This window comes from Cellulomonas pasadenensis (assembly GCF_047229365.1).
Taxonomy (GTDB): Bacteria; Actinomycetota; Actinomycetes; order Actinomycetales; family Cellulomonadaceae; genus Cellulomonas.
In genome coordinates this window covers 12,676-36,011 of sequence record NZ_JBFTEP010000015.1, presented here as the reverse complement: position 1 = coordinate 36,011, position 23,336 = coordinate 12,676, and the positions used below count along the sequence as shown (strand labels likewise).

The 23,336-nt window shown below is 75.3% G+C and carries 24 protein-coding genes and 1 riboswitch; of the genes, 10 read left to right on the top strand and 14 right to left on the bottom strand.

What is annotated here, in order from left to right; all coding sequences use genetic code 11:
* Positions 1–68 precede the first annotated feature (68 nt).
* The gene (locus AB6N23_RS03975) at positions 69–200 is read right to left on the bottom strand and encodes a hypothetical protein (protein WP_412864801.1); all 132 of its coding nucleotides are present in this window, start codon (positions 198–200) and stop codon (positions 69–71) included.
* Here AB6N23_RS03975 and AB6N23_RS03970 point away from each other — a divergent pair.
* From AB6N23_RS03970 to AB6N23_RS03960, 3 genes are all read left to right on the top strand, one after another.
* Complete coding sequence (locus tag AB6N23_RS03970) at positions 199–471, top strand: hypothetical protein (RefSeq protein ID WP_412864800.1); 273 nt, start codon at positions 199–201, stop codon at positions 469–471. The genes AB6N23_RS03975 and AB6N23_RS03970 overlap by 2 nt on opposite strands.
* 53 nt (positions 472–524) lie before the next feature.
* Entirely contained in the window at positions 525–1,817 is a 1,293-nt protein-coding gene (locus tag AB6N23_RS03965) for an alpha/beta fold hydrolase (RefSeq protein WP_412864799.1), read from the top strand.
* 107 nt (positions 1,818–1,924) lie between these two features.
* Positions 1,925–3,616: an OmpA family protein gene (locus AB6N23_RS03960; protein WP_412864798.1), complete on the top strand. Its 1,692-nt coding sequence runs from the start codon at positions 1,925–1,927 to the stop codon at positions 3,614–3,616.
* A 19-nt stretch (positions 3,617–3,635) separates the two neighbouring features.
* Here the strand turns inward: AB6N23_RS03960 and AB6N23_RS03955 are convergent, their stop codons facing one another.
* The 3 genes from AB6N23_RS03955 to AB6N23_RS03945 all read right to left on the bottom strand — a co-directional run bounded on the left by AB6N23_RS03955 (position 3,636) and on the right by AB6N23_RS03945 (position 5,713).
* Positions 3,636–3,764 carry a hypothetical protein gene (locus tag AB6N23_RS03955; protein ID WP_412864797.1) on the bottom strand — a complete coding sequence of 43 codons (129 nt, stop codon included), beginning with the start codon at positions 3,762–3,764 and terminating at the stop codon, positions 3,636–3,638.
* A gap of 69 nt (positions 3,765–3,833) precedes the next feature.
* Entirely contained in the window at positions 3,834–4,259 is a 426-nt protein-coding gene (gene nrdI / locus AB6N23_RS03950; RefSeq protein WP_412864796.1) for a class Ib ribonucleoside-diphosphate reductase assembly flavoprotein NrdI, read from the bottom strand.
* A gap of 257 nt (positions 4,260–4,516) precedes the next feature.
* Positions 4,517–5,713: a cobalamin-independent methionine synthase II family protein gene (locus AB6N23_RS03945; RefSeq protein WP_412864795.1), complete on the bottom strand. Its 1,197-nt coding sequence runs from the start codon at positions 5,711–5,713 to the stop codon at positions 4,517–4,519.
* A 222-nt stretch (positions 5,714–5,935) separates the two neighbouring features.
* Between AB6N23_RS03945 and AB6N23_RS03940 the strand changes: the two genes are divergently transcribed.
* Positions 5,936–7,468, top strand: coding sequence for a M20/M25/M40 family metallo-hydrolase (locus tag AB6N23_RS03940; protein WP_412864794.1), 1,533 nt, complete (start codon positions 5,936–5,938; stop codon positions 7,466–7,468).
* 164 nt (positions 7,469–7,632) lie between these two features.
* Here the strand turns inward: AB6N23_RS03940 and AB6N23_RS03935 are convergent, their stop codons facing one another.
* Genes AB6N23_RS03935 through AB6N23_RS03915 form a run of 5 tightly spaced genes read right to left on the bottom strand, consistent with a single transcriptional unit; the run spans position 7,633 to position 10,547 of the window.
* Positions 7,633–7,890: a helix-turn-helix transcriptional regulator gene (locus AB6N23_RS03935; protein ID WP_412864793.1), complete on the bottom strand. Its 258-nt coding sequence runs from the start codon at positions 7,888–7,890 to the stop codon at positions 7,633–7,635.
* 2 nt (positions 7,891–7,892) lie between these two features.
* A complete protein-coding gene (locus tag AB6N23_RS03930) occupies positions 7,893–8,771 on the bottom strand; it encodes an ABC transporter permease (protein WP_412864792.1) in 879 nt (292 codons plus the stop codon).
* The gene (locus AB6N23_RS03925) at positions 8,768–9,685 is read right to left on the bottom strand and encodes an ABC transporter ATP-binding protein (protein WP_412864791.1); all 918 of its coding nucleotides are present in this window, start codon (positions 9,683–9,685) and stop codon (positions 8,768–8,770) included. The genes AB6N23_RS03930 and AB6N23_RS03925 overlap by 4 nt, the downstream gene beginning before the upstream one ends.
* Positions 9,686–9,740: 55 nt before the next feature.
* Positions 9,741–10,130 carry a VOC family protein gene (locus AB6N23_RS03920; protein ID WP_412864790.1) on the bottom strand — a complete coding sequence of 130 codons (390 nt, stop codon included), beginning with the start codon at positions 10,128–10,130 and terminating at the stop codon, positions 9,741–9,743.
* Positions 10,131–10,133: 3 nt separating this feature from the next.
* Complete coding sequence (locus tag AB6N23_RS03915) at positions 10,134–10,547, bottom strand: VOC family protein (RefSeq protein WP_412864789.1); 414 nt, start codon at positions 10,545–10,547, stop codon at positions 10,134–10,136.
* A gap of 148 nt (positions 10,548–10,695) precedes the next feature.
* Between AB6N23_RS03915 and AB6N23_RS03910 the strand changes: the two genes are divergently transcribed.
* Positions 10,696–11,238, top strand: a complete 543-nt coding sequence (locus AB6N23_RS03910) for a hypothetical protein (protein WP_412864788.1) — start codon at positions 10,696–10,698, stop codon at positions 11,236–11,238.
* Between the two features lie 68 nt (positions 11,239–11,306).
* Here the strand turns inward: AB6N23_RS03910 and AB6N23_RS03905 are convergent, their stop codons facing one another.
* Positions 11,307–12,140, bottom strand: a complete 834-nt coding sequence (locus AB6N23_RS03905) for an NERD domain-containing protein (protein ID WP_412864787.1) — start codon at positions 12,138–12,140, stop codon at positions 11,307–11,309.
* Between the two features lie 195 nt (positions 12,141–12,335).
* Here AB6N23_RS03905 and AB6N23_RS03900 point away from each other — a divergent pair, with 195 nt between their 5' ends.
* The 3 genes from AB6N23_RS03900 (at position 12,336) to AB6N23_RS03890 (ending at position 16,923) form a co-directional block, all read left to right on the top strand.
* Positions 12,336–13,052, top strand: a complete 717-nt coding sequence (locus tag AB6N23_RS03900) for an alpha/beta fold hydrolase (RefSeq protein WP_412864786.1) — start codon at positions 12,336–12,338, stop codon at positions 13,050–13,052.
* Complete coding sequence (locus AB6N23_RS03895) at positions 13,049–14,455, top strand: MFS transporter (protein WP_412864785.1); 1,407 nt, start codon at positions 13,049–13,051, stop codon at positions 14,453–14,455. Before AB6N23_RS03900 ends, AB6N23_RS03895 begins: the two co-directional genes overlap by 4 nt.
* A 128-nt stretch (positions 14,456–14,583) precedes the next feature.
* Positions 14,584–16,923, top strand: coding sequence for a UvrD-helicase domain-containing protein (locus AB6N23_RS03890; protein WP_412864784.1), 2,340 nt, complete (start codon positions 14,584–14,586; stop codon positions 16,921–16,923).
* 91 nt (positions 16,924–17,014) lie between these two features.
* On the opposite strand, the gene AB6N23_RS03885 is transcribed toward AB6N23_RS03890, so the two are convergent.
* Together AB6N23_RS03885 and AB6N23_RS03880 are read right to left on the bottom strand one after the other, a co-directional pair.
* Entirely contained in the window at positions 17,015–17,905 is an 891-nt protein-coding gene (locus tag AB6N23_RS03885) for a hypothetical protein (RefSeq protein WP_412864783.1), read from the bottom strand.
* Positions 17,902–18,468 carry a DUF6318 family protein gene (locus AB6N23_RS03880; protein WP_412864782.1) on the bottom strand — a complete coding sequence of 189 codons (567 nt, stop codon included), beginning with the start codon at positions 18,466–18,468 and terminating at the stop codon, positions 17,902–17,904. Before AB6N23_RS03880 ends, AB6N23_RS03885 begins: the two co-directional genes overlap by 4 nt.
* A 140-nt stretch (positions 18,469–18,608) precedes the next feature.
* A riboswitch (SAM riboswitch) is annotated at positions 18,609–18,722 on the top strand.
* Between the two features lie 16 nt (positions 18,723–18,738).
* On the opposite strand from AB6N23_RS03880, the gene AB6N23_RS03875 reads away from it, so the two are divergent.
* Positions 18,739–19,566, top strand: a complete 828-nt coding sequence (locus AB6N23_RS03875; RefSeq protein ID WP_412864781.1) for a hypothetical protein — start codon at positions 18,739–18,741, stop codon at positions 19,564–19,566.
* 64 nt (positions 19,567–19,630) lie between these two features.
* On the opposite strand, the gene AB6N23_RS03870 is transcribed toward AB6N23_RS03875, so the two are convergent.
* Positions 19,631–20,113: a hemerythrin domain-containing protein gene (locus AB6N23_RS03870; protein WP_412864780.1), complete on the bottom strand. Its 483-nt coding sequence runs from the start codon at positions 20,111–20,113 to the stop codon at positions 19,631–19,633.
* Positions 20,114–20,171: 58 nt separating this feature from the next.
* On the bottom strand, positions 20,172–20,933 hold the full coding sequence (locus AB6N23_RS03865; protein WP_412864779.1) for a deoxyribonuclease IV: 762 nt from the start codon (positions 20,931–20,933) through the stop codon (positions 20,172–20,174).
* A gap of 174 nt (positions 20,934–21,107) precedes the next feature.
* On the opposite strand from AB6N23_RS03865, the gene AB6N23_RS03860 reads away from it, so the two are divergent.
* The gene (locus AB6N23_RS03860) at positions 21,108–23,063 is read left to right on the top strand and encodes an adenylyl cyclase (RefSeq protein ID WP_412864778.1); all 1,956 of its coding nucleotides are present in this window, start codon (positions 21,108–21,110) and stop codon (positions 23,061–23,063) included.
* Positions 23,064–23,336: the final 273 nt, after the last annotated feature.

Here is a 23,336-nt window from a genome sequence, read left to right as displayed (position 1 = left end):
GTCGAGGTGGGCAGGTGGCGCGCCCTAGCAGGCGGGGCACGGACGCGCTACGGTCGCTGTGCTCCACGTCACAGCCGCTGGTCGCACGACCCGACGACGCCGTCCGCACCGGGACGCCGTCGCGCCCCGGCACGGACGCCGGCGTCCCGCACGCCCGTACCCACCGCCGTGAGCAGCACGGCATCCGATCGGAGCAGCATGACGCACCACACGGTCGACCCCGTCGTGTCCGCAGTCCCCTACGAGGTCCTCGAGGTCGACGGCCGTGCGCCCGCCGCCATCGGCGACTTCGCCGGCACCGTCACCCTGCGGGTGCGCGGCCGCACCGGCGAGCACGTCGTCCGCGGTCAGGGCACCGCGGGCGACCGGGACGCCGTCCTGCAGGAGAAGACCGGTGACGGCACCGGCAAGGACGTCCGCCGGTGGCACGTCGTCGCGGACGGCGACGGGTTCGTCGCCCGCTCGTCCTGACGCCACCGCCCCGCCACCGCGGGGACCGCGCCCGCCGCTCGTAGGGTGGCGCGGTGGACGAGTACGCGATGACCGGGTTCGGGGTGCGCGAGCACCGCGTCGAGGTGCCGGTGGACCGGGCGGACCCGCACCGGTTCGGCACGCTCGAGGTGTTCGCGCGCGAGGTCGTCGACCCCGCGAAGGACGCCGACGACCTGCCGCTCGTGCTGTTCCTCCAGGGCGGCCCGGGCGGGCAGTCGCCGCGGCCGATGCCCGGCGGCGGCTGGTGGTCGACGCTGCTGCGTACGCACCGCGTGGTGCTGCTCGACCAGCGCGGCACCGGCCGGTCGGGACGCGTGGACGGCGTCGACGTGGCCGCGTTCGACGACGCCGCCACGGCCGCCGCCTACCTCGCGTGCTTCCGCGCCGACGCGGTCGTCGAGGACGCGGAGGCCCTGCGGCGCACCGTGTACGGCGGCCGGCGGTGGACGACGCTCGGGCAGTCGTACGGCGGCTTCTTGACGCTGACGTACCTGTCCCGGCACCCGGAGGCGCTCGACGCGTGCTGGGTCACGGGCGGCCTGCCGCCCGTCGGCGCCACGGCCGAGGACGTCTACCGCGCGACGTACCCGCGGCAGGAGGCGCGCAACCGGGCGTTCCGGCGCGCGTTCCCCGACGACGGCCCGGCGCTCGACGCGCTCGCCGACCGGGTCGCCGCGGGGGGCGTCGTCCTGCCGACCGGCGAGGAGCTGACGGTGGAGCGGCTGCAGGCGCTCGGCATGCCGCTGGGCATGAGCACCGGCGTCGACGCCCTGCACTGGCTGCTGGAGACGGCGCTCGACCGCCGCGGCGAGCCGGCGCACCACCTGCTCGCCGACGTCGCCGCCCGCACCGGCTTCGACGCCAACCCGCTGTACGCGGTGCTGCAGGAGGTCATCTACCACTCCGGCCCGCGCGAGCCCGGCTGGGCCGCCGCCGCCGAGCACGCCCGGCACCCGGAGTTCGCCGCGGACGCGCGGCCGCTGCTGCTCACCGGGGAGGCGATCTTCCCGTGGATGTACGCGCAGGTCCCGGCGCTGCGCCCGTTCCGCGGCGCGGCGGAGGAGCTCGCGGCGCGCACCGACTGGCCCGAGCTGTACGACGTCGAGCGGCTGGCCGCGAACGAGGTCCCGGTCGCGGCGGTGCAGTACGTCGACGACCCGTACGTCGACCTCGAGCTCGCGCTGCGCACCGCCGACGGCCTCGGCAGCAGCCAGGTGTGGATCACCAACGAGTTCCTGCACGACGGCCTGCGGGTCGCGGCCGACACGATCCTGCCGCGGCTGCAGGACCTGACGGCCGGCCGCTGGACGGTCACGAGCCGCTGACCCGCCGCCGTGCGCACGTCGCACCCGGCACCCACCCGGACGCCGGACGCGGGAGCGCGGGCACATCGGGCACCATGGGCCCCGCCCCACCCCCTTGGAGCCCGTCCGTGCGCCTGCACCACCCCCTCCGTGCCGTCGTCGGCGCCCTGCTCGCCGGCGTCCTGCCCGCCGCCGCGCTCGCGGCCTGCACGGGCGGCGCCGACCCGACGCCGTCGGCGTCCGCGAGCGCCGACCCCGGCCCGCAGCCGGAGGACGTCGTCGCCACGGCCGTCATCCCGGCGGGCGGCGTCGACCTGGAGGTGCGGGTGCATCCGCTGGTGCGCGCAGGTGAGCACGTGGTGCTGACCGTGGACTTCGTGCCGGTCGACGGCGTCGGGGACGAGGGCTACGTGACCCTCTCCGGGTTCGGCGTCACCTCGTTCGTCGCCGACGGCTCGCACCCCGTGAACGTGCGCCTGTTCGACCTGGAGAACGACGTCGCGCACCACGTCGGCGCGGACGCCGAGGGCGAGCCGGTGGTGGCGCCGGAGGAGTGGGACTGGGTGCGCAGCGAGCGCGGCACCCGCCTGCAGATGCCGTTCGCGGCGCCGCCGGCCGACGTCGAGGCGCTGTCGCTGCTGGTGCCCGGTGCGCCGCTGTTCGCGCAGGTCCCGATCGTCGACGGCGACGTGCCGTCGGGCGCGCACCCGGACGACGTCGCGGCCGCCGCCTCGGCCGCCGCGAGCGCGTCGGCGACGGCGTCCGCGAGCCCGTCGGCGTCCGCCCCCGCGGACGACGCGGAGCCGCCCGAGGTCCTCGACCTCGACGCCGTCGTCGCGGCCCCCACGTTCCCCCTCGAGTCGACGAGCGCGGAGCTGCACGGCGCCGTGCGGACCACCGAGTCCACCGAGCGCGTCGAGGTGACGCTGGGCTCGGACGTGCTGTTCGCGTTCGACTCGGCCGACCTGACGCCGGAGGCCGCGGACGCCGTCGCGCTCGTCGCGCAGCGCCTCGCCGAGCGGGAGCCCGGCACCGTCGACGTCGTCGGGCACACCGACGACCAGGCGGACGACGCCTACAACCTCGACCTCTCGCGGCGGCGCGCGCAGGCCGTGGCGGACGCGCTGGGCGCGCACGTCGACGCGTCCGCGTACCCCGTGCGCGTGGAGGGGCGCGGCGAGCAGGAGCCCGTCGCCGACAACGGCACCGAGGAGGACCGCGCGCTCAACCGCCGCGTCACCGTGTCGCTGACGTCGACGGTCGTGACCCGCACCGACGTCACGACCGCCGGCGAGCTGCCGCCCTTCGACGCGCACGTCGGGACCGCGGGCACACCGCTGCGGGTGGAGAACTGGGCGCGCGCGTGGGAGGTCGACGCGTCCGCGCGCCGGGTGCACGGGCACGTCGTCGTGGACCTCACCGTGCACGCGGCCGACGAGGAGGACGGGCTCGGCTGGGCCGTGAGCTTCCTGCGCGGCTTCTCCTCGCACCGCGGCGGCGACACCGTCACGCCGCACGACATCACCGCCCGCGGCACGGTGCTGCAGGGCGCGTCGCGGCTGTTCCCGCTGGACTACATGGTCGGCGCGGACGAGACGTGGCCGGACGGCGAGTGGTTCACCGCCTCCGACCTCGACGCCGGCGCGTGGATCGACGGCGGCCAGACCCGCACGTACTCGTTCGTCTACCCGCGCCTGGACGCCGACACGGTCGTCTTCCAGGCCGGCACGGGCATCGCGTTCGACGACGACTTCCGGCTCCTTGACGTGCCCGTCGCGCCCGAGGTCGTCACCGACCGGGGCGGCGCACCGCGTCCGTGACGGCCGGCCCGCCGTCGGGTCAGCTCGCCAGCACGTACACGAGGCCGAAGACGGCGCCGAGCACGACGACGACCCCCAGCCACGTCAGCACGCGCGCGAGCTGACGTGTCCGCCGCTCGTCGCCCCACGGCTCGTGGTGCCCGCTCACGTCGTCCCCGTCATGCCTCCACCCTGCGCGTCGGCGGCCGGGCGCGCACCCGCTGCGCGCCCGGCGGCGTCACGACGCGTGCCGGGCCGCCAGCGCCGCGTCGAGGTCCTCGAGCAGCCGCCGGGCCTCCGCCACGTCCCACGGCGTGCCGGCGACCTCGAACTCGAACAGCACGGGCCGCCCGGACCGGGCCGCGATCTCGCGTGCCGCGTGCTGGTAGTACCGCCCGAAGTTCCGGTTGCCCGACCCCATCACGCCGACGAGCAGCCGCCGGTTGCGCGCCGAGCGCAGGAACCGCCGCACGCCCTCGGGGATCGTGTCGTTCGCCTCGTTGCCTGTCGTGTACGACGGCGTGAGCAGCACCCACGGGGCGTCGACCTCGCTGCGCCGGTGCTCGCGCACGGCGACGTCGAACGCCGGCCTGTCCAGCCGCTCCGCGAACGACCGCACGAGCCCGCTGGCGGACGAGTAGTAGTACACGGGCGTCGCACGCACGCCCCCATCCCACCCCGCCACCCGGCCGCCACCCCCGGACCTCGGTCCCACCGCGTTCCCGTCACCCCGCCGATCCCGCCCGCCCGACCCACGACCACCGCCCCACCGACTGCGGTAGTTCGCACCGAGTGCGGGTGTTGCAACGCCCGCGCTCGGTGCGAACTACCGCACTCGACGGGAGGGGCCGAAGGGGGGCGGGTGGGGCGGATCGGCGTGGGTGGGGAGGGGGCGTGGACGTCAGGTCGAGCGGGCCGGCGTCAGGTCAGGCGGGCCGACGCGATCCGGGCGCCCTCCGTGAGCGCCTCGAGCTTCGCCCACGCGATCTGCGGGTGGACGCGTCCGCCCAGGCCGCAGTCGGTCGACGCGACGACGTTCTCGGGCCCGACGCGCGTCGCGAACCGCTCGATCCGCTCCGCCACCAGCTCGGGGTGCTCGACGACGTTCGTCGCGTGCGAGACCACGCCGGGCAGGATCACGGCGCCGACGGGCAGCGTGACGTCGTCCCAGACGCGGTACTCGTGCTCGTGCCGCACGTTGGCGGCCTCGAACGAGAACGCGCCGGCGTGGACCTCGAGCATCGTCCCCACGATGTCGGTCATCGGCAGGTCGGTCGTGTGCGGGCCGTGCCAGGAGCCCCAGCACAGGTGGAAGCGGATGCGGTCCTTCGGCAGGTCGCGCAGCGCGTGGTTGAGCGCCTCGACGCGCAGCGCGGTGAACGCCAGGTAGTCGTCGACGGACGGCTCCGGCTCGATCTGGTCCCAGTTCTCGGCGATCGACGGGTCGTCGACCTGCACCACGAGCCCGGCGTCGATGATCGCGCGGTACTCCTCCCGCAGGACGTCGGCCCACGCGAACAGGTACTCGCGGTCGGTCGCGTAGTGCTCGTTCGCGAGCCGCGCGGCCGAGCCGGGGGCGATCGAGGTGAGGAAGCCGGTGGACGCGCCCGTCGCGTCGAGGGCGGCGCGCAGGTGGGCGGCGTCGGCGGCGATCGCCTCCTGGCCGGTGTACGTCAGCGGGCCGGTCGCCTTGACGAACGTCGTCGGCGCCTCGCCGGACATGACGCCGGAGTCGGGGTCGCGGTACGCCTCGGTGAAGCGCTGCTGGTCGCGGCGGTGCAGGAAGCCGGTGGTCCGCAGGTCGCCGGGCGCGGACAGCCGCCGCTCCGTCGCCCAGGCCATCGACGTGTCGAGCTCGAGCCCGCCGGTGCGCTGGAACGAGTACGACCACCACGCGCCGAAGTCGAGCGTGCTGCTCATCGACTTCCCGTACTCGCCGTCACCGGGCACCGTGATGCCGAGGTCGACCTGGCGCCGCACCAGCGCGACGACCTGGTCGCGGAGGAACTCGTCCCAGTCCTCGCGCCGCTCGCCGGCGGCGCGGGCGGCGTTGGCGGCGATGAGCTCGGGGGTGCGCGGCAGCGAGCCGGCGTGCGTCGTGGCGATGGGGGTGGTCACGTCTCGCGATGCTACGTCGGCCACGGGACCCGTCCGTCACCGGGCCCGCCCGGCGCCCCCCGCCCGCGTTGCGCGCCCGCACCGCCGTCACACGGAAGTAACAGGAAAGTCATCCGATGTCGTGACTTCTCGGGCACCCGGCGCCTACGTTGGGCGGGCGACGTGACCATCGGCGCCCGGCCGCCCGGCCGACGCCGCTCACCGTGGAGAAGGGGGCACCTCGTGTCTGCTCGACGTCCCACCACCACCCTCGCCGGCGCGGTCGCGCTGACGCTCGGGGTGACCGCGCTCCTGGCACCACCGGCGGCCGCGCACGGCCGGCACGGCAGCCCCGAGCGCTTCGCGCAGCAGGTCAGCTCGCGTGCCGTCCTGCGGCACCTGGACGCGTTCCAGCGCATCGCGGACCGCAACGACGGCAACCGCGCCGCCCTCACCGCGGGCTACGAGGAGAGCGCGCGGTACGTCGAGCGGACGCTGCGCCGCGCCGGCTACCGCACGTGGCGCGACCCGTTCACGTTCGACCGTGAGGTCGTCGACGCGGCGACCCTCACGGTGACGGGCGGCGCGACGTACGAGGTCGACCAGATGGAGTTCTCCGTCAGCACCCCCGAGGGCGGGCTGACCTCCCCGGTCGCCGTCCCCGACGACCCGTTCGGCTGCACCGTCGAGGCGTGGGGGGACGCCGACCCGGCCGGCGCCGTCGCCGTCGTCAGCCGTGGCGGCGACTGCCCGTTCTCCGCGAAGGCCACGGCCGCCGAGGCTCTCGGCGCCGTCGCCGTCGTCGTGCACAACAACGTCGACGGCATCGTCGCCGGGACGCTCGGCGAGGAGGGGCTCGTCACGGTGCCCGTGGTGGGCGTGTCGCTGGCCGACGGCCAGGCGCTCGTCGCCGCCGCGGCCGCCGGCCCGGTCGAGGTGACGCTCGACGCGCGCGTGCACCCCGAGGAGGTCGAGAGCTTCAACGTCCTCGCGGAGACGCGCGCGGGCCGCGACGACAACGTCGTCATGCTGGGCGCGCACCTCGACGGCGTCGAGGAGGGCGCGGGCATCAACGACAACGGCACCGGGTCCGCGGCGATCCTCGAGGTCGCGGTGCAGCTCGGCCGCGAGAAGCGCCTGAACAACACCGTGCGCTTCGCGTGGTGGGGCGCCGAGGAGCTCGGCCTGATCGGCTCCACCGCCTACGTGGAGGAGCTGGCCACGCAGCAGGGCGAGCTCGACCGGCTCGCGACGTACCTCAACTTCGACATGGTCGGCTCGCCGAACTACGTCATCGGCGTGTACGACGCGGACCAGTCGACGTACCCGGCGCCCGTCGAGGTGCCGGCCGGGTCGCCCGAGACCGAGGACGTGCTCACCGGCTGGTTCGACGCGATCGGGCAGCCGTGGGTCGACACCGAGTTCAGCGGACGGTCCGACTACCAGGCGTTCATCGAGAACGGCGTGCCGGCGTCCGGCCTGTTCACGGGGGCCGACGACATCAAGACGGAGGAGGAGGTCGCGCTGTTCGGCGGCACGGCGGGCATCCCGCACGACCCCAACTACCACTCCCCCGCCGACGACGTCACGAACGTGAATCCCGAGGCGCTGCGGATCATGACGAAGGCGATCGCGTTCGCCACGGCCTCGCTCGCGCGGGACACCTCCGCGATCAACGGCGTCTCGGGCCCGGGCGACCAGGGCACGCCGTGGAAGCCGTGGTGGCCGGGCAAGGGCCGGCACGACGACGTCCGCTCGCTGGACGACGCGGCGTGACGCCCGCCTGACGCGCGGCGACGCGCACGCCGTCCGGGGGACGCACCGGGCGGAGCGCGTCGCACGCAGGGGGCCGCACCGCGGCTCGCACGAGGAGGCCCGGCCCGGGTCCGCCACCACGGCGGCCCGGGCCGGGTCGTGTCACCTCCCGGGACGGCGGCGGCTCAGCCGTCGGACGCGGTCGCCGGCGCGCCGATCCGCGGGAACGGCGTCAGGGAGAACAGCACCTCGACCGGCACGTCGAAGAACGCGGCGAGCCGCAGCGCGAGGTGCAGCGACGGCGCGTACTCGCCGCGCTCGAGGTACCCGACCGTCTGGTAGTGCACCCCGAGGGCGTCGGCGAGCTCGCGCCGGCTCACGCCCCGCTCGGTGCGCAGCAGGGCGATGCGGTTGTGGACGGCCTCGCCGCCGGGCTCCGCCACGCTCAGGCCGCCCGCTGCAGGTGGGCCTGCAGGCGCGCGGCCATGGCGCCGGCGGTCTGGCGGGACGTCACGCGGCGCAGCAGCAGCGGTGCGACGAGCGCGCCGACGACCGCCCACGCGGCGAGCACCGCCACGGCGAGACCCGGGTGCCACGCACCGCCGAGCTCGAGCGCCTCGGCGCCCGCCGGCAGCGTCGTCGACCGCAGGCCGTGCGCCAGCCAGTACAGGGGGAACGCCTGCACGGCGCCCTGCGCCCACCCGGGCAGCCCGGTCGGCGGCCCGAACACGCCGGACACGAACGCGAGCACGACGACCGGCGCGACGACGAACGGCACGACGCGGGCGGGCCGCCCGCACAGCGCACCCGCCACGACGCCCACCGGCAGCATCGCGAGCGTGCCGAGCAGCAGCCACCCCACCAGCGCCGCCCAGCCGCCGGCCCCCTGGTGCATCGGGTCGCCGAGCAGGAACGGCCACGGCACGAGCAGCACCGCCAGCATCGGCAGCGTGCCGAGCACCTGGGCGGTGAGCATGCCCACCGAGTACGTCGTCGTGCCGCGCGGCACCGCGCGCAGGCGCAGCACCGTGCCGTCCTCGACCTCGGTGGCGAGCGCGAACGCCGGTCCCATCGTCATGCCGAACATGATGGTGGCCGCGAGGATCCCCGGGAGCGCGAGCTCGGGCAGCGTGAGGCCGTCGGCCCCCGGCACCGGCGTGTCCCGCTGCGTCCACAGGTAGACGAGGACGGCGACGCCGATGACGACGTTCCAGCCGACCTCCTCGGCGGTGCGCAGCATGTGCCCGAACTCGGTGACGCCGCGGCGCAGGCCCAGGCGGACGGCCCACGCGCGGGGGCCGGCGGTGACGGTCGGCGTGCTCATCGGACGGCTCCCGTGGCGGTCGCGGCGGGTGCGTCCGCGGCCTCGTGGCGGCGGACGATCTCGAGGTAGGCGTCCTCGAGGCGCGCGTGGTGCACCTCGAGGTCGTCGACGGCGTCGGGCCCGGTGAGCAGCGCGCGGCTGAAGCCCACCGGGTCGTCGGTGCTGTGCACGTGCCGCACGCCGCCGGCCGACCAGCGCACCTCGCTGGGCCCGGCGACGGCGCGCGCGAGGGCGTCCGGGCTGCCGTCGGCGACGATGCGCCCACCGGCGAGCAGCAGGATGCGGTCGGCGACGACCTCGGCCTCCGCGAGGTCGTGCGTCGTCAGCAGGACGAGCGTGCCGTCGTCGTCGACGACCTCGTGCAGGAGCTCGTGGAACTCGCGCCGGGCTGCGGGGTCGAGGCCGGCGGTCGGCTCGTCGAGGACGAGCAGGTCGGGCCGGCCGACGAGCCCGACGGCGACGTCGAGGCGGCGGCGCTGCCCGCCGGACAACGTCCCGATGCGCTGCGCCGCCGCGTCGGTGAGCCCGACGCGGGCGAGCAGCCGGTCGGTGGGGTGCGCACCCCGCCCGCGCGCGGCGGCGTACGGCGCGTAGGCGGCGGCGAGCTGGTCGAGCAGCTCGCGCACGCGCCACCGCTTGTGGTCGCGCCACGACTGCAGGACGACGCCGACGCGGGCGCGCCAGGTCTCGTCGGCGCGTTGCGGGTCCGCGCCGAGGACGCGCACCGTGCCCGCGTCCCGCCGGCGGAACCCCTCGAGGATCTCGACGGTCGTCGTCTTGCCGGCGCCGTTGGGGCCGAGCAGGGCCACGACGCCCTGGTCGACGTCGAACGAGACGCCGTCGAGGACCGTGCGCCGGCCGTACGCCATGCGCAGGCCGTCGACGTGGATCGCGGGGTCGGTGACGGTGGGCATGTAGTAGGTGTACTACATGCCGTCGTAGGTCCGCTACCCCTCGACGTGCGCTCCGTCAGTGCGCGGCCACCCGCTGCTCGACGGCCCAGCTCTGCCCCAACGGGTCGACGAACCAGCCGCGACGCTCGTCGCCCGCGTCGGCGGGCGGGCGGTCGGACGTCGCCCCCGCCGCGACGGCGCGCGCGTGCACGGCGTCGACGTCCGCCACCTCCAGCACCAGCGCGACCGTGCTGCGCCCGACCGTCCGCGGCGCGTACCCGCCGTACTCGTGCGCCTCGTCGGAGACGAAGAACGTCGCGCCGGCGACGGTCAGCGCGGCGAACCCGATCGAGCCGTCCGCGTTCGGGTACCGCTCGCCCGTCTCGGCCGCGCCGAGCGCCGCGACGTACCAGTCGATCGCCGCGGCCGCGTCGTGCACCGTCAGGTACGGGACGAGCGCCGCCACGGCTCAGCCCTCCTGCGGCGCGCCCGCGATGTTCACCATCCAGTTCGTGCCGAACCGGTCCGTGAACATGCCGAACCAGTCGCCCCACGGCGCCTGGTCCAGCGGCAGCACGTTCGACCCGCCGGCGGACAGGCCCTCGTACCAGCGGCGCAGCGTGTCACCGTCCTCGGCGCCGCCGCTCAGCGAGATCGCCACGGACGACTCCGTGGGCACCTGCATGTCCGGCGGGGCGTCCGACGCCATGAGCGTCAGCCCGCCCGGGACGTCGAGCTGCCCGTGCATGACGCCGTCGCCCTCCATGCCGTTCTCGCCGTACGTCGAGATGGTGGGCGCGCCGCCCAGGACGGACGCGTAGAAGTCGAGGGCCTCCCGCGCCTGGCCGCGGAAACCGAGGTAGGGGTTGAGCACGACGGCCATGGGGTCCTCCCGGGGTCGGCGCGCACCCGGCGTGCGCGCGTACCGGGACAGACGTCCGACGACGCGCGAAGTCATCGGGGGCGCGGCAGGGTGGTGCGGACGGATCTCGCAGGACGACGGACGACGACGGACGACCCGGGAGGTGCACGTGGCCACCGACGGCAAGCAGCTGTGGGCGATGGTGCGGCGGTACGGACCGATGGTGGTGGCCGCGTCGGGGCAGGTCACGGCCTACCTGAGGGCACACCCGGAGGTCGCCGGGCCCGTGCGGCGCCGGGTCGAGACGTGGAGCGACGCGGTGGTCGCCGCGCAGAGGCGGCGCTCGCCCGAGGGCAAGGTCGCGGCGACGATCGAGCTGGTGACGCGGCTCGCGGCCGACCGCCACGCGGACGACCCCGTGCAGGCCGAGGCGTGGGACGGCCGCGCCGACCACCTGCGCCAGGCGCTCGACCTGGCGCTCGTGCGCAGCGGGACGGTCCGGCGCGACATGCTCGTGCGGGTGTCCGCCGAGGCGGACGCGCTCGCCGCGGAGGTGTTCGACGCGCTGATCGGCCCGGGCGCCGACGACGGCCCGGCGGGCGACGCGGTGCCGGGGCGGACGATGCCGCAGGTGCACGGGCGCCGGCTGTCGCTGCCGGCGGGTCCCATGCGGCGACCGGGGCGGGGACGCGGGGGCGCCGAGCCCCGCTGAGGGTGCCGCCGCGCTGAGGGTGCCGCCGCGCCGAGGGCTTCGCGCGGGGGTGCGACCTGGCCGGGGTGTCAGAACCCCGGGATGGGTGCGGTGAACGCGAGCGCGCCCGCACCGGCGGTCGTCGCGACGACGAGCGCACGCAGCAGCAGGCCGCGCGCCCGGGACGCGGGACGCCGCCCGGCCTCGGGGTGCGTGACCGTCGGCGTGGCCTCGGCCCGCGCGCGGACGGCCCGCCGGCGCGCCGCGCGGGAGCCGGGCTGCAGGGCCGCGGTCGTGAGCATCTGCGGGCTCTGCGTGCCGCCGAGCCGCACGCCGAGGAACTGCACGAGCCCCGTCACCTCGGCGGGCGTGAGCCGCGGCGGCAGGCCCCGCAGGTGGCCGGGCAGGGCGGTGCGGCCGACGACCGTCGCACCGGCCGCGGTCACGGCCGCGTCGGAGCGGTCGCCCAGGCACAGCGCCGCACGGACGGCGGTGCGGTGCCGCGGCGCGAGCAGCGCCGTGACGGCGGCCGCCGCCTCGGACGCGCGCGCGACCTGGTGCGTGCGTACCTGCTCGCCGACGCGCACCTCGCCGTCGGTCACCACGAGGTCACCTGCCCACGACTCGGTGTGCACCACGACGACGCCGCCCGGGCCGACCACGACGTGGTCGATGTTGGCGAGCGGCCGGCCGGGCCAGTGCACGTCGTGCACCGACGTCCACCCCTCCGGCTCCATGCCGCGCAGCGTGGCGGCGACGAGCCGCTCGGCGGGCACCTGCGCGAGCCACGGCTGCTGCTCGACCTGGTGCCGCCGCGTGGGCGGCGGCACGACGGCGGTCGGCCGGTGCGCCTCCGCGCACGTCGAGGCTCCGGTCGTCACGCGTCCGTGCGCCCCGCGCTCGGCGCCACCCGTGGTCGTCATGCCCATGACCTCTTCATCGGACGAAGGGCTGTCCCTCGTGAGGGTGCCCATCGTCACGCGTCGCTGCAACCGCATACCGCGTACCGGTCCCGCCCCGGGGAGGACGGCACGGCCGGACGGGGCTGTGGTCGGCTCGGCAGCGGGCCTGTGGAGCCCCCGGCCGGCGTGTCGGTGCCCGCCCGTAACGTCCGCCCCATGGACGTCATCCTGGTTCCCGGTTTCTGGCTCGACGCGGCGTCGTGGGACGCGGTCACGCCGCCCCTCGTCGCCGCGGGGCACCGCGTGCACCCCGTGACGCCGCCGGGCCTCGAGGACGGCTCGGAGGTCGCGCGGCACGCGTCGCTCGGGCTGCGCGACTGGGTCGACGCCGTCGTCGCGCTCGTCGACGCGGTGGACGGGCCCGTCGTGCTCGTGGGCCACTCGGGCGGCGGCGCGGTCGTGCACGCCGCGGTGGACGCGCGGCCGGACCGTGTCGCGCGGGCCGTCTACGTCGACAGCTGGCCGACCGGGCAGGACAGCGTCATCAACGACGAGCTGCCGGCCGAGGGCGACTCGATCCCGCTGCCGCCGTGGGAGTTCTTCGAGGACCGCGACCTCGTCGGCCTCGACGACGCGCTGCGCGAGCGGTTCCGCGCCGTCGCCCGGCCCGTGCCCGCGCGCGTCGCGACGGACCCGCAGCAGCTCTCGGACTCGCCGGCGCGCTACCGCGTGCCGGTCACGGTCGTGACGTGCGAGTTCCCCGCCACCGAGGTGCGGCGCCTGCTCGAGGGCGGCCTGCCGTGGCTCGCCGAGCTCGCCACCGTCGAGGACGTCACCTACGTCGACCTGCCGACCGGGCACTGGCCGCAGCTCTCGCGCCCCGACGACCTGGGCGCGGTGCTGCTGGCGGAGGTGGACCGCACGGCGGCGTGACCCCCCTCCCCTTCGCGCGCGCCAGCCCGTACCCTCCCCTGGGCGCCGCAGGCAGCGGCGACGAGCAGGGGGAGCACCACATGTCGGTCACCACGACGACGTCCGCGCCGTGGCGGACGCGTGCCGCCGTGGGCGCGGCGTACGCCGCGCAGGGCTTCGGGTACGCCACGGTCGTGACGTCGCTGCCGGGGCTGAAGGCCCGCACCGGCATCGACGACATGACGATCTCGTTCGTCCTGCTCCTCGGCTGCCTGCTGGCGGCCGCGGGCTCGGTGACGGCGGAGAGGGTCGCCACGCGCCGGTCCAGCCGCACGGCGCTCGTCGCCGGTCTGCTGACCCAGGCCGTCGGGCTCGCGGTCGTGACGACGGCGACCTCGGTGCCGCCGCTCGTCGGCGCGTTCGCGGTCTTCGCGATCGGCCTCGGCATGGTCGACGCGTCGATCAACATGCAGGGCGTCCTGCTGCAGCGCTTCGCGGGCCGCTCGATCATGTCGACGCTGTTCGCGTGCCTCACGGCCGCGGCGATCCTCGCGGCGCTGACGCAGGCGGCGCTGGCCAACCTCGGCACCACCACCGGCGCCGTCGTCGCGCTGCTGACGGCGGCCGCCGTCGCGGCGGCCATCGCGCTCGGCATCCGCGGCTCCCTCATCCCGCGAGCCGTCGCGGACGAGGCCGCGGCCGCCGCCGTGGCGGCGCGCGGTGCCACGGCGGGTGCGGACGGCACGGGCACGACGGCCCGCACGCCCCTGCCGCGCGCCGGCATCTGGCTGTTCGGCTCGATGGTCGCCGTCGCGTTCGTCGCCGACTCGGCCGTGAGCAGCTGGAGCGCCGTGTACCTGGCGGACGGCCTCGACGCCCCGGCCACCGTCGCGCCGCTCGGCTACGCCGCCTACCAGGGCGCCGTGCTCGTCTCGCGCCTCGCGGGCGACCCGCTGGTGCGCCGGTTCGGCCGCGGCAAGGTCGTCGGCGTCACGGTGCTGCTCGCCGTCGCGGGTCTCGGCATGGTGGCGCTGCTGCCGTCGACGGGGGCGGCGATCGTCGGGTTCGCGCTCACCGGCATCGGCGTCGGCGCGCTCGTGCCGCAGGCGTTCTCCGTGGCGGGCGAGCTCGCGCCCGAGCGCCTCGACGAGGTCATCCAGCGGATCAACCTGTTCAACTACGTCGGCGCGCTGCTCGGCGCCGTCGTGCTCGGCCTGCTGTCCGAGGGGCCGGGGCTCGGCCCGGCGTTCCTCGTCCCGGCGCTGCTGCTCCTGCCGGCGGTCGCGCTGTCGCCGCGGTTCGGCGGCGCCCCCGCGACCGGCCGGGCCGGCGAGGCCGGTGCGGCGGCGGGATCCGTCGCACCGCCCAGCACGCCGGCGTCGTCGACCACGGACACGCCCCCGACGTCGCGCGACGCGAGCTGACGGCCCGCCCGCCCGACCCGCGCACCGGGACCGTGCCGGCGCGGCGGTGATCGGGTGGTCCCCGCCCGTCGTCCTCATGCTCGGCCCCTCGCCGGCCGATAGGAGGGCGAGCAGGGAGGGACGTCCACATGCCCGCAGGGGACTCCGCGGCGAGCGAGGCGCAGCGTCAGCTGCTGCTGGCCACCGCGCACGAGAAGGCAGCCGCCGACGCACGCCGCACGGCCGCGAGCTACGGCCTCGCGTCAGCCACCGAGCAGCGCACGGCGCGCGCACTGGCACCGCTGGCAGCCGCCGGCTACCACCTCCTCGCGGACCGGCAGTGGCCGGGCAGCCGCCGCGCGCAGGTCGACATGGTCGTCATCGGGCCGGGCGGTGTCTTCGTCGTCGACACCAAGGCGTGGGCCGACGTGTCGATCGTCGGCGACCGCATCCACCGGGGCGACGCCGACGTCACGGACGACCTCATGGCCCTCGCGGACCTCGCGTACCGCACCGAGGGCGAGCTCGCCGAGGTCGGCCTCGCCCCGGGCGAGGTGCACGCCGTCGCGGTGCTGGCCGGGCGCGCGGGCGTCGACGAGCGCGTCGGCCCCGTGCGCGTCGTCGGCGAGCGGGACGCGCTGCAGCTGATCGCCCGGCACGGGCACCGCCTGACGCCGGCGCAGGTCGACGCCGTGCTGACGCGCGCGCTCGCCTGGTTCCGGCAGGTCGGCGCGCCGGCGCCGGTCAGCACGACGCTGCCCGAGCCGGTCCTGCCCGCGACGCCGCTCGACGCGCCGCTCACGGCCCTGGACGCGCCGCTCACGGCTCTCGACGCACCTCTCACCGCGCTGGACGCGCCGTTGACGGCACTCGACGCGCCCCTCACCGCGCTCGACGCACCGCTCGGTCCCGACGGGCGCTTCCTCGACGTGCCGGCTCCGTCCGCGGTCGTCCCGGCGCCGCGCCCGGCGCCCGACGCCGCGCCGGCCGACTCCGCGCCGGCCGAGGTCGTCCCGGCCGGCCCGCCCGTCCCCGACGACCCGTCCACGTTCACCGTCGAGCCCCTGCTCGACGAGGCGACCGTCCAGGCCGCCCTCCTCGAGGGGCTCATGGCCGCGCCCGTCGAGGAGTGGATGGCGTTCCTGCACCCCGCGCAGGCGCGGATCGTGCGGCGCTCGTTCAACGGTCCGTCGCGCATCCGCGGCGCCGCGGGCACCGGCAAGACCGTCGTGGGCCTGCACCGCGCCGCGTACCTGGCGCGCACGCGCGCGGGCCGGGTGCTCGTCACCACGTACATCCGCACGCTGCCGGACGTGCTGCGCCAGTCGCTGACCCGGCTCGCGCCGGACGTCGTCGACCGCGTCGAGTTCGCGGGCGTGCACGAGACCGCCAAGCGGATCCTCGACGAGCGCGGCGTGCCGTGCCGCATCGACGGCAAGCAGATCGCCTCGGCCTGGACGACGGCCTGGGGGCGCGTCGCGGGCGGCAGCATCATCGACACCGACCGCCACGAGCAGGACTACTGGCACGACGAGGTCATCCACGTCATCAAGGGCCGCGGCCTGACCCGGTGGGAGCAGTACGCGGACCTGCCGCGGCTCGGCCGCCGGCACCGGCTCGGCCCGCAGCAGCGGCGCGTCGTGTGGAACCTGTACCAGGCGTACGACGCCGAGCTGCGCGTGCGCGGCGTGCACGACTTCGCCGACCAGATCGCCCTCGCCGAGGCGGAGCTGCGCCGGCAGCCGCCGGCCGAGCCGTACACGGCCGTCGTCGTCGACGAGGCGCAGGACCTGTCGTGCGTGATGATCCGCATGCTGCACGCCCTCGTCGGCGACGCCCCCGACGGGCTCACCCTCGTCGGCGACGGCCAGCAGACGATCTACCCGGGCGGCTTCACGCTGGCCGAGGCGGGCGTGTCCGTGGCCGGCCGCGGCACCGTGCTCGACGTCAACTACCGCAACACCGCGGAGATCCTGCAGTTCGCGTCGATGCTGGTCGCCGACGACGAGTTCGCCGACATCGAGGGCGTCACCGCCCGCGGCGACCGCCCGACCCAGGTCCCGCGCCGCGGCGCCAAGCCCGTGTACGTGCGGTGCTCGAACCCCGCCGACCGGTCCCGCCGCATGGTCGCGCGCGTCCAGGAGGCCGTGCGGCAGGTCGGCACCGGGTACGGCGACGTCGGCGTGCTGTCCCTGTCGCGCCGCGGCGTCGAGGAGGCGACGGAGGCGCTGAAGGCCGCGGGCGTCCCCGTGGTGAACCTCGAGCGCTACGACGGCGTGCCCGTCGACGCCGTCAAGGTCGGCACGATCAAGCGCGCCAAGGGCCTGGAGTTCAAGCACGTGCTGGTCGTCGACGTGCGCGCGTCGTGGTTCACGCAGAAGCCCGAGCAGCTCGACGAGGTCGAGCGCGAGCGCCGCGAGTACCGCCTGCGCGAGATGTACGTCGCCATGACCCGCGCCCGCGACGGCCTGTGGGTGGCGTCGGTCTGACGTGGGGCGCGCCCCGGCACGCCTGGACCGGTGTGCAGCGTTGTGGACACCTGGTGACCACAACGCTGCACGTCGGGGTGTGGGCGGTGGGTCAGCGGCAGTCGGCGGGCGTGGGGATGGCGGTGCAGAGCTCGGCGACGAGCTTGCTGGTGCGCTCGACGACCTCGAACGGGGCGCTGGTGGCGGTGGTCTGGGCGGTGCCGTCGACGTCGCGCCAGACCGGTGAGCCGGCGACCTGGTAGCGGCCGGACCACTCGGTGCTGAGGGTGATGGTGCGGGTGCCGAGGGATCGGTAGACGTGGAACGTCTCGAACGCCGGGTAGGGGGCGCCGGGGTCGGTGGTGACGAGGGGACGTCCGCCGTCGCCGAAGTCGTACGTGAACCGGGTCGGCGTCGCCTCGACGGTCACCTCATAGCCGAGGAGATCCGTCGTCAGCGTCACCGGAGACGGGTCGGTGTAGACGATCGTCTCCTTGTTGACGAGCACCCAGTCCGCAGCAGGTTGCACGTTGAGCACCGGTGCGGGGATGGGCAGCCGCCGGAAGTCCTCGGCGGAGAGCACGGGCAGGATGTCGGCCCCGCACCCGCCGAAGTCGACCCGCTGCCACGCACCCCATGCGGCGTCCGGGGACGGTCGCGCCCGCCGCCACAGCGACAGCAGCACGCTGTCCTCGCCGCACTCGGCGGGCACCGCGGTGTCGGCGCCGGCACCGCACGCGCCGTCGTCGTTCGCGATGACCCACATACCGGCGGCCTCCCGGCAGGCGACCGCGCGCCGGTAGTCGACGAGGTCGTACTCCGGACTGCCCTTGGTCCGCTCGTGCTTCAGGCGCTCTTGCTCGCCGTAGTAAGCGCCCATCTCGATGGCGCCGTGGCTGGCATGGGCCGCCGTGGCAATTCCACCGCTTCCCCCGGGAAGCGCGGTCGTCGTGATGACGACGCCAACAAGGACCGCTGCCCCGACGCGCAGCACGTGCGTCACGCGACCGTCTCTGACTCGAGCACGTCGACCTCCAGCACGTGCCACGCCTGGTCCCACTGCAGCAGCACGTAGAGGGTCGACCGAGTGCTGGGATTGCGCGCAACAGGCTGGTCGCCGTCGTACTCGATCGACTCGCTCTCGGTGACCTCCATGGTCACGGAGTAGGTGGAGCCGGGACTGATCTCCGTCGGCGACGTGGAGTGCACCTCGACATCCGCTCCTCGAAGGGTGCGTCCGCTGGCACCGACGACGCCGACCATCTCCTCCACGGCGCCGCAGAAGCCGCATTCCGGGCCAGACAGGGCTTGCCACTCGGAGACGTCCGCCGTGTTGCGCGTGTATGTGTAGAGGCGCATCGCGTGCATCGCGAAGGCTGCTGCCCCTTGGACCGATGGCGCGCCGGCATCTGCCGGCAGCGTCGGGAACACCGGCTGCGCGGGAAGGGACGCCGACGGCGTCGGAGTTGCCGTGCTCGACCGAGTCTCCGCAGCCGTCGGCCCCGTCGGCGTCGCGTCCCCCGTGCAGCCCGCCGCCACGAGACCCACGAGCACCGTCGCGGTCACGGCCGCACCCCGCCCACGCCATCGCATGCCCGGAAAGTACCGGTTCCCGCCTTTGTCGACGCCACCCGCGCCCACCCTGTGGATGGCGGCGGCGGAGGGCCGGCCGGGCGGTGTCGGTGCGCCCGGCTACAGTCACCACCGATCACGAAGCTCGGCCTCAAGCCCTCCGGCCGGCCGACTGGCAACCGCGCGGAGCGCTCGGTGCCCCCGGAGGAAGATCCGCCCGCGCCGCCCGGTGCGGGAAGACGCTCGACCCTCTCAGGAGGACCCATGGCTGCACCGTTCGACATCGACGCACCGCTGGGCACGCCCCGTCTCGGCTGCGTCGCCGAGGAGCGGGGGCACGTGCCGGCGTCATCGCGCGTGCGGGTCGCGGTGTCGGCGGCCGGCGAGACCTACCGCGTCACGGGCGTCGAGCGCGACGTCGCCGCCGACGGTCCGGACCCCAGCGACAGCGCCGACCGCCCGGACCGCACCGACAGCACTGACAGCACCGCGACCACCGCCGGCACCAGGAGCACCGAGGACACCGGCGACTCCGCCGGCACTGGCACCACCGGCAGCCCGACGCCGCCCTCGCTCACCGGCCGCCCCGGCGTCGTCCTCGCGACCCGGCACGACGGCGCCCCCGCGCGCTGGTGGGTGCACGACATCGCGCCGTTCGAGGAGCACGCGCGCAGCGCCGACCCGACGGTCCGCCTGCACGACGGCGGCGTCGTACGCGTGGGGTCGCGGTACAGGAGCGTCGCCACGGACGGCGCCGCGACGCCGTGCGTGGAGGGCGTCGTCCGGCCGACGGGCACTCGGTACGCCGTCCTGGAGCGGGCGCTGCCGCTCGACCCGACGCTCGTGGCGGTGCGTCCGCACACCGCGTCGCTGTACCGGCTCGACCCGCCGATGCGGACGCGCGGCGGCCCGGTCGCGCACGTCGTCGTGGTGGCGCAGCACGGCGAGGGCGGCGGCTGGACGCAGATCTTCGGGGCCGACCCGGACGCGCAGATGCGCCCCGGCGACCTGCCCGGCTCGTACGAGGGTGGCACCGACCACGTGGAGGCGCTGCAGCGCGCGGGCTACGAGGTCGTCCTCCCGCCGCTCTGACGGCACCCGTGCAGCGTTCGTCACGCCGGGCGCGACGAACGCTGCACACCCCCGCAGGCCCGCCTCAGCCCAGCGGTCCCAGGACCTCTCGCGGCGACCGGTCGGTCCCCAACCGCGACAGCGGCTCGAGCAGGCGCTTCTCCTCGTACCGGAAGTGCGTCTCCATGATCGCCTCGATGCCGTCGAGGTGGCGGTGCAGGTCGTCGCCGCGGGACCCGGCGTCCACCGCCGTCTGCAGCGCGCCGAGCAGCTGCGCGAGGACGCTGTGGTCCCGCGTCAGCTGCGACACGACGTCGGTGAGCGACGGGTCGAGCGCGACGAGCTCGGGGAACATCACCGCGTCCTCGCCGCGGTGGTGACCGTCGAGGGCGGCGCAGAAGCCGGTGCAGAAGAGGCGGAGGTCGGCGGCGAGCCGCGGGGACGTCGGCTCGGCGGCCGCGTCGTCGATCGCGTCGCGCGCGATCTGCAGGCTGTCTCGGAGGCGGGCGTGGACGTCGCGGAGCTGACGGTCCCACGCGACGACGCGTGCGGAAGGGTCGGTAGGCATGTGCCCCCGACGCTAGGCCCTCGGCGGCGGGCCCCGGAAGTCCCGCACGCGGACGAGGTCAGCCCGCGAGCGCCGCCCTGAGGAACGCGACGTCCTCGGCCTGCCGCTCCCCCGGCGTCTCGACGACCACGTCGCACCCGGCCTCCCGGACGACGTGCGCGATGAGCTCCGCGGGGATCGTCCCCGTGGCGAAGTTGGCGTGCCGGTCGCGGCTCGACCCGTGCTCGTCGCGGGAGCTGTTGGCGTGCACGAGGTCGATGCGCCCGGTGATGGCGGTGAGCCGCTCGACGATCGTCTCGAGGTCCTCGCCGGCCGCCCAGGCGTGGCAGGTGTCGAGGCAGACGCCGACCTCGTACTCGCCGATCGCGTCCCAGAGCATGGCCCAGCGGTCGAGGGTGCGGGCGCAGGCGTTCTCGCCGCCGGCGGTGTTCTCGACGAGCACGCGCACCGGGTACTCGGCGCGCGCGAACGTCTTACGCCAGTTGTCGATGCCGACGGCGATGTCGTCGCCCTCGCCGACGTGCCCGCCGTGCACGATCAGCCCGCGGGCGCCCAGGTCGGCGGCCGCGGCGGCGTGCTGCGCGATCATGTTGCGGCTCGGGATGCGGATGCGGTTGTTCGTCGACGCGACGTTGACCAGGTACGGCGCGTGCGCGTAGATGCCGAGGCCGGAGTCGACCAGCGCGTCGGCGTCCGGCCGCCGCACGGGCTTCTTCCAGCCCTGCGGGTCGGCCAGGAAGATCTGCACGGCCTGCACGTCGACCTCCGCAGCAGCCGCCACCGGGTCGTCGCCACGCACGTGCGCGCCGATCAGCACCACGTCGGTCCCCTTCCCTCGAGTCCGCGCCACGCTAACGCGTGCCGCCCACATCGCCCACCGGCCGCCGTCCCGGACCACGTCCCGGCGAGTTCGGAAGTACCCCTTACTTACACGTCGGTAAGTGTGGTTTGCTCCGAAGCGTCCGATGCCGGAGCTCGACGGAGAGGCACACGCATGGACCACCCCCGCACGCCCGCGACGAGGTCACGACGACGTCGTCGCGCCACCCTGCTCGCGGTCGCGGCCCTCACGGCCGCCGCCACCGCCCTCGCCCCCGCGGCCACCGCCGGCCCGCCCCGCGGCCCCGGCCACGCCGCCCCCTACCTCGGGCCCAACGTGGTCGTCTTCGACCCGAGCATGCCCGTCGCCGACATCCAGGCGCGCGTCGACCAGATCCACGGGCAGCAGGTCGACGCCGAGATGGGCACCGCCCGCTACAGCCTGCTGTTCCTGCCCGGCGAGTACGGCACCGCCGAGCAGCCGCTGCAGATGAAGGTCGGCTACTACACCGAGGTCGCCGGCCTCGGCGCCTCCCCGACCGACGTCACGGTCCACGGCAAGATCGAGACGTACAACCGCTGCCTGTCCCCCGACCCCGAGAACCCCAACTGCATCGCGCTGGTCAACTTCTGGCGGACGCTGTCGAACCTCACGCTCGACATCAACGGCACCGGCCAGGACGACTGCCGGCGCACCGCCAACTTCTGGGCCGTCTCGCAGGCGGTCTCGCTGCGCCGCGTCAACGTCCTCGCCGACGAGGGCGACCCCGGCTTCTCGCTCATGGACTACTGCACGGCCGGCCCGCAGTTCGCGAGCGGCGGCTTCATCGCGGACTCGCGGTTCGGCGACGTGACGAACGGGTCGCAGCAGCAGTGGCTGACGCGCAACAGCGAGGTCCGCAGCTGGTCGAACGCCGTGTGGAACCAGGTGTTCGCGGGCGTCGAGGGCGCCCCGGACGACGCGACGTTCCCCGACCCGCCGTACACGACGCTCGACGAGAACCCGCTGAGCCGCGAGAAGCCGTACCTCTACGTCGACGAGCGCGGCCGCTGGAACGTCCGCGTGCCCGAGGCGCGCGAGGGCACGCGCGGCATCACGTGGGCCGACGGCATGACGCCGGGCCGGTCGATCCCGCTGCGCGACTTCTACGTCGCGACGCCGGGCGACACGGTCCAGACGATCAACAGCCAGCTCGCGCGCGGCAAGCACCTGCTGCTGACGCCGGGCGTGTACGACGTCGCGCGCAGCATCGAGGTCAAGCGCGCGGGCACGGTCGTGCTGGGCACGGGCCACGCGACGCTGACGTCGGTCGGCGGGGCGGTGCCGCTGCGCGTCGCGGACGTGCGCGGCGCGGTCGTCGCGGGCGTGACGATCGACGCGGGCCCGCAGGAGTCGCCGGTGCTGCTGCAGGTCGGCAAGGCGCCGCGCGGCGGTGGTCACGGGCCGTCCGGCCAGGAGGCGGATCACCGCGGCCGCGGTCACGACAAGGACCGCGGCCTCGACCCGATCACCCTGAGCGACGTCTACTTCCGCGTCGGCGGCCCGCACCGCGGGTCCACGGACGTGGCGCTGCGGATCGACGCCGACGACGTCCTCGTCGACCACACGTGGGTGTGGCGCGCCGACCACGGCGTCGAGGGCTTCACCGAGGGCGTCAACGGCGACACCGAGCGGTGGCGCACGAACATCGGCCGCACGGGCGTCGTCGTCACCGGCGACGACGTCACGGCGACCGGCCTGTTCGTCGAGCACTTCCAGCGGCACAACACGGTGTGGGAGGGCGAGCGCGGACGCGTCGTGCTCTACCAGAACGAGCTGCCGTACGACCCGCCGACGCAGGCGGACTGGACGGAGCCCGACGGCACGCTCGGCTGGGCCGGCTACAAGGTCGGCGACAAGGTGCGCGAGCACCAGCTGTGGGGCGGCGGCGTCTACGTCTTCAACCAGAACAACCCGTCGATCATCACGGAGAACGGGTTCGAGGTGCCGCAGCGGCCGGGCGTGCGGCTCACGCACGTCATGACCGTCAACCTCAGCGCCGGGACGATCCGGCACGTCGTGAACGGCGTCGGCGGGCAGGTGGACAACTCGAACACCGGCACGCCGTCGTTCATCACGCAGTACCCGTGACGGGCGGGTCGGTGGCCGACGTGACCGGCCGCCGACCCTGCCCGGGACGACACGCGGAGGGCCGCGGGTGGACACGCCCGCGGCCCTTCGCCGTGGTCCGTTAGGGTGACGCCCGTCGCTCGAGGACGAGGGCGTGCGCCGATGGGGCAGACGGCGCGCCACCGACTCGTCACACGCGGGTCACCGCGCTCGCGCTCCCCGGAAACACTGCCACGCCACGCTTCCTTCTGCGAGCCCCCTGCGAGCCCTCGCGATCCCGCCCGTAGCAAGAGA

Bases quoted from the DNA above. Each gene is read 5' to 3' on its own strand.
- AB6N23_RS03970 (WP_412864800.1), top strand. From the start codon at position 199: ATGACGCACCACACGGTCGACCCCGTCGTGTCCGCAGTCCCCTACGAG.
- AB6N23_RS03975 (WP_412864801.1), bottom strand. From the start codon at position 200: ATGCTGCTCCGATCGGATGCCGTGCTGCTCACGGCGGTGGGTACGGGC.
- AB6N23_RS03930 (WP_412864792.1), bottom strand. From the start codon at position 8,771: ATGAGCACGCCGACCGTCACCGCCGGCCCCCGCGCGTGGGCCGTCCGC.
- AB6N23_RS03925 (WP_412864791.1), bottom strand. From the start codon at position 9,685: ATGCCCACCGTCACCGACCCCGCGATCCACGTCGACGGCCTGCGCATG.
- AB6N23_RS03915 (WP_412864789.1), bottom strand. From the start codon at position 10,547: ATGGCCGTCGTGCTCAACCCCTACCTCGGTTTCCGCGGCCAGGCGCGG.
- AB6N23_RS03905 (WP_412864787.1), bottom strand. From the start codon at position 12,140: ATGACGACCACGGGTGGCGCCGAGCGCGGGGCGCACGGACGCGTGACG.
- AB6N23_RS03900 (WP_412864786.1), top strand. From the start codon at position 12,336: ATGGACGTCATCCTGGTTCCCGGTTTCTGGCTCGACGCGGCGTCGTGG.
- AB6N23_RS03890 (WP_412864784.1), top strand. From the start codon at position 14,584: ATGCCCGCAGGGGACTCCGCGGCGAGCGAGGCGCAGCGTCAGCTGCTG.
- AB6N23_RS03875 (WP_412864781.1), top strand. From the start codon at position 18,739: ATGGCTGCACCGTTCGACATCGACGCACCGCTGGGCACGCCCCGTCTC.
- AB6N23_RS03870 (WP_412864780.1), bottom strand. From the start codon at position 20,113: ATGCCTACCGACCCTTCCGCACGCGTCGTCGCGTGGGACCGTCAGCTC.
- AB6N23_RS03860 (WP_412864778.1), top strand. From the start codon at position 21,108: ATGGACCACCCCCGCACGCCCGCGACGAGGTCACGACGACGTCGTCGC.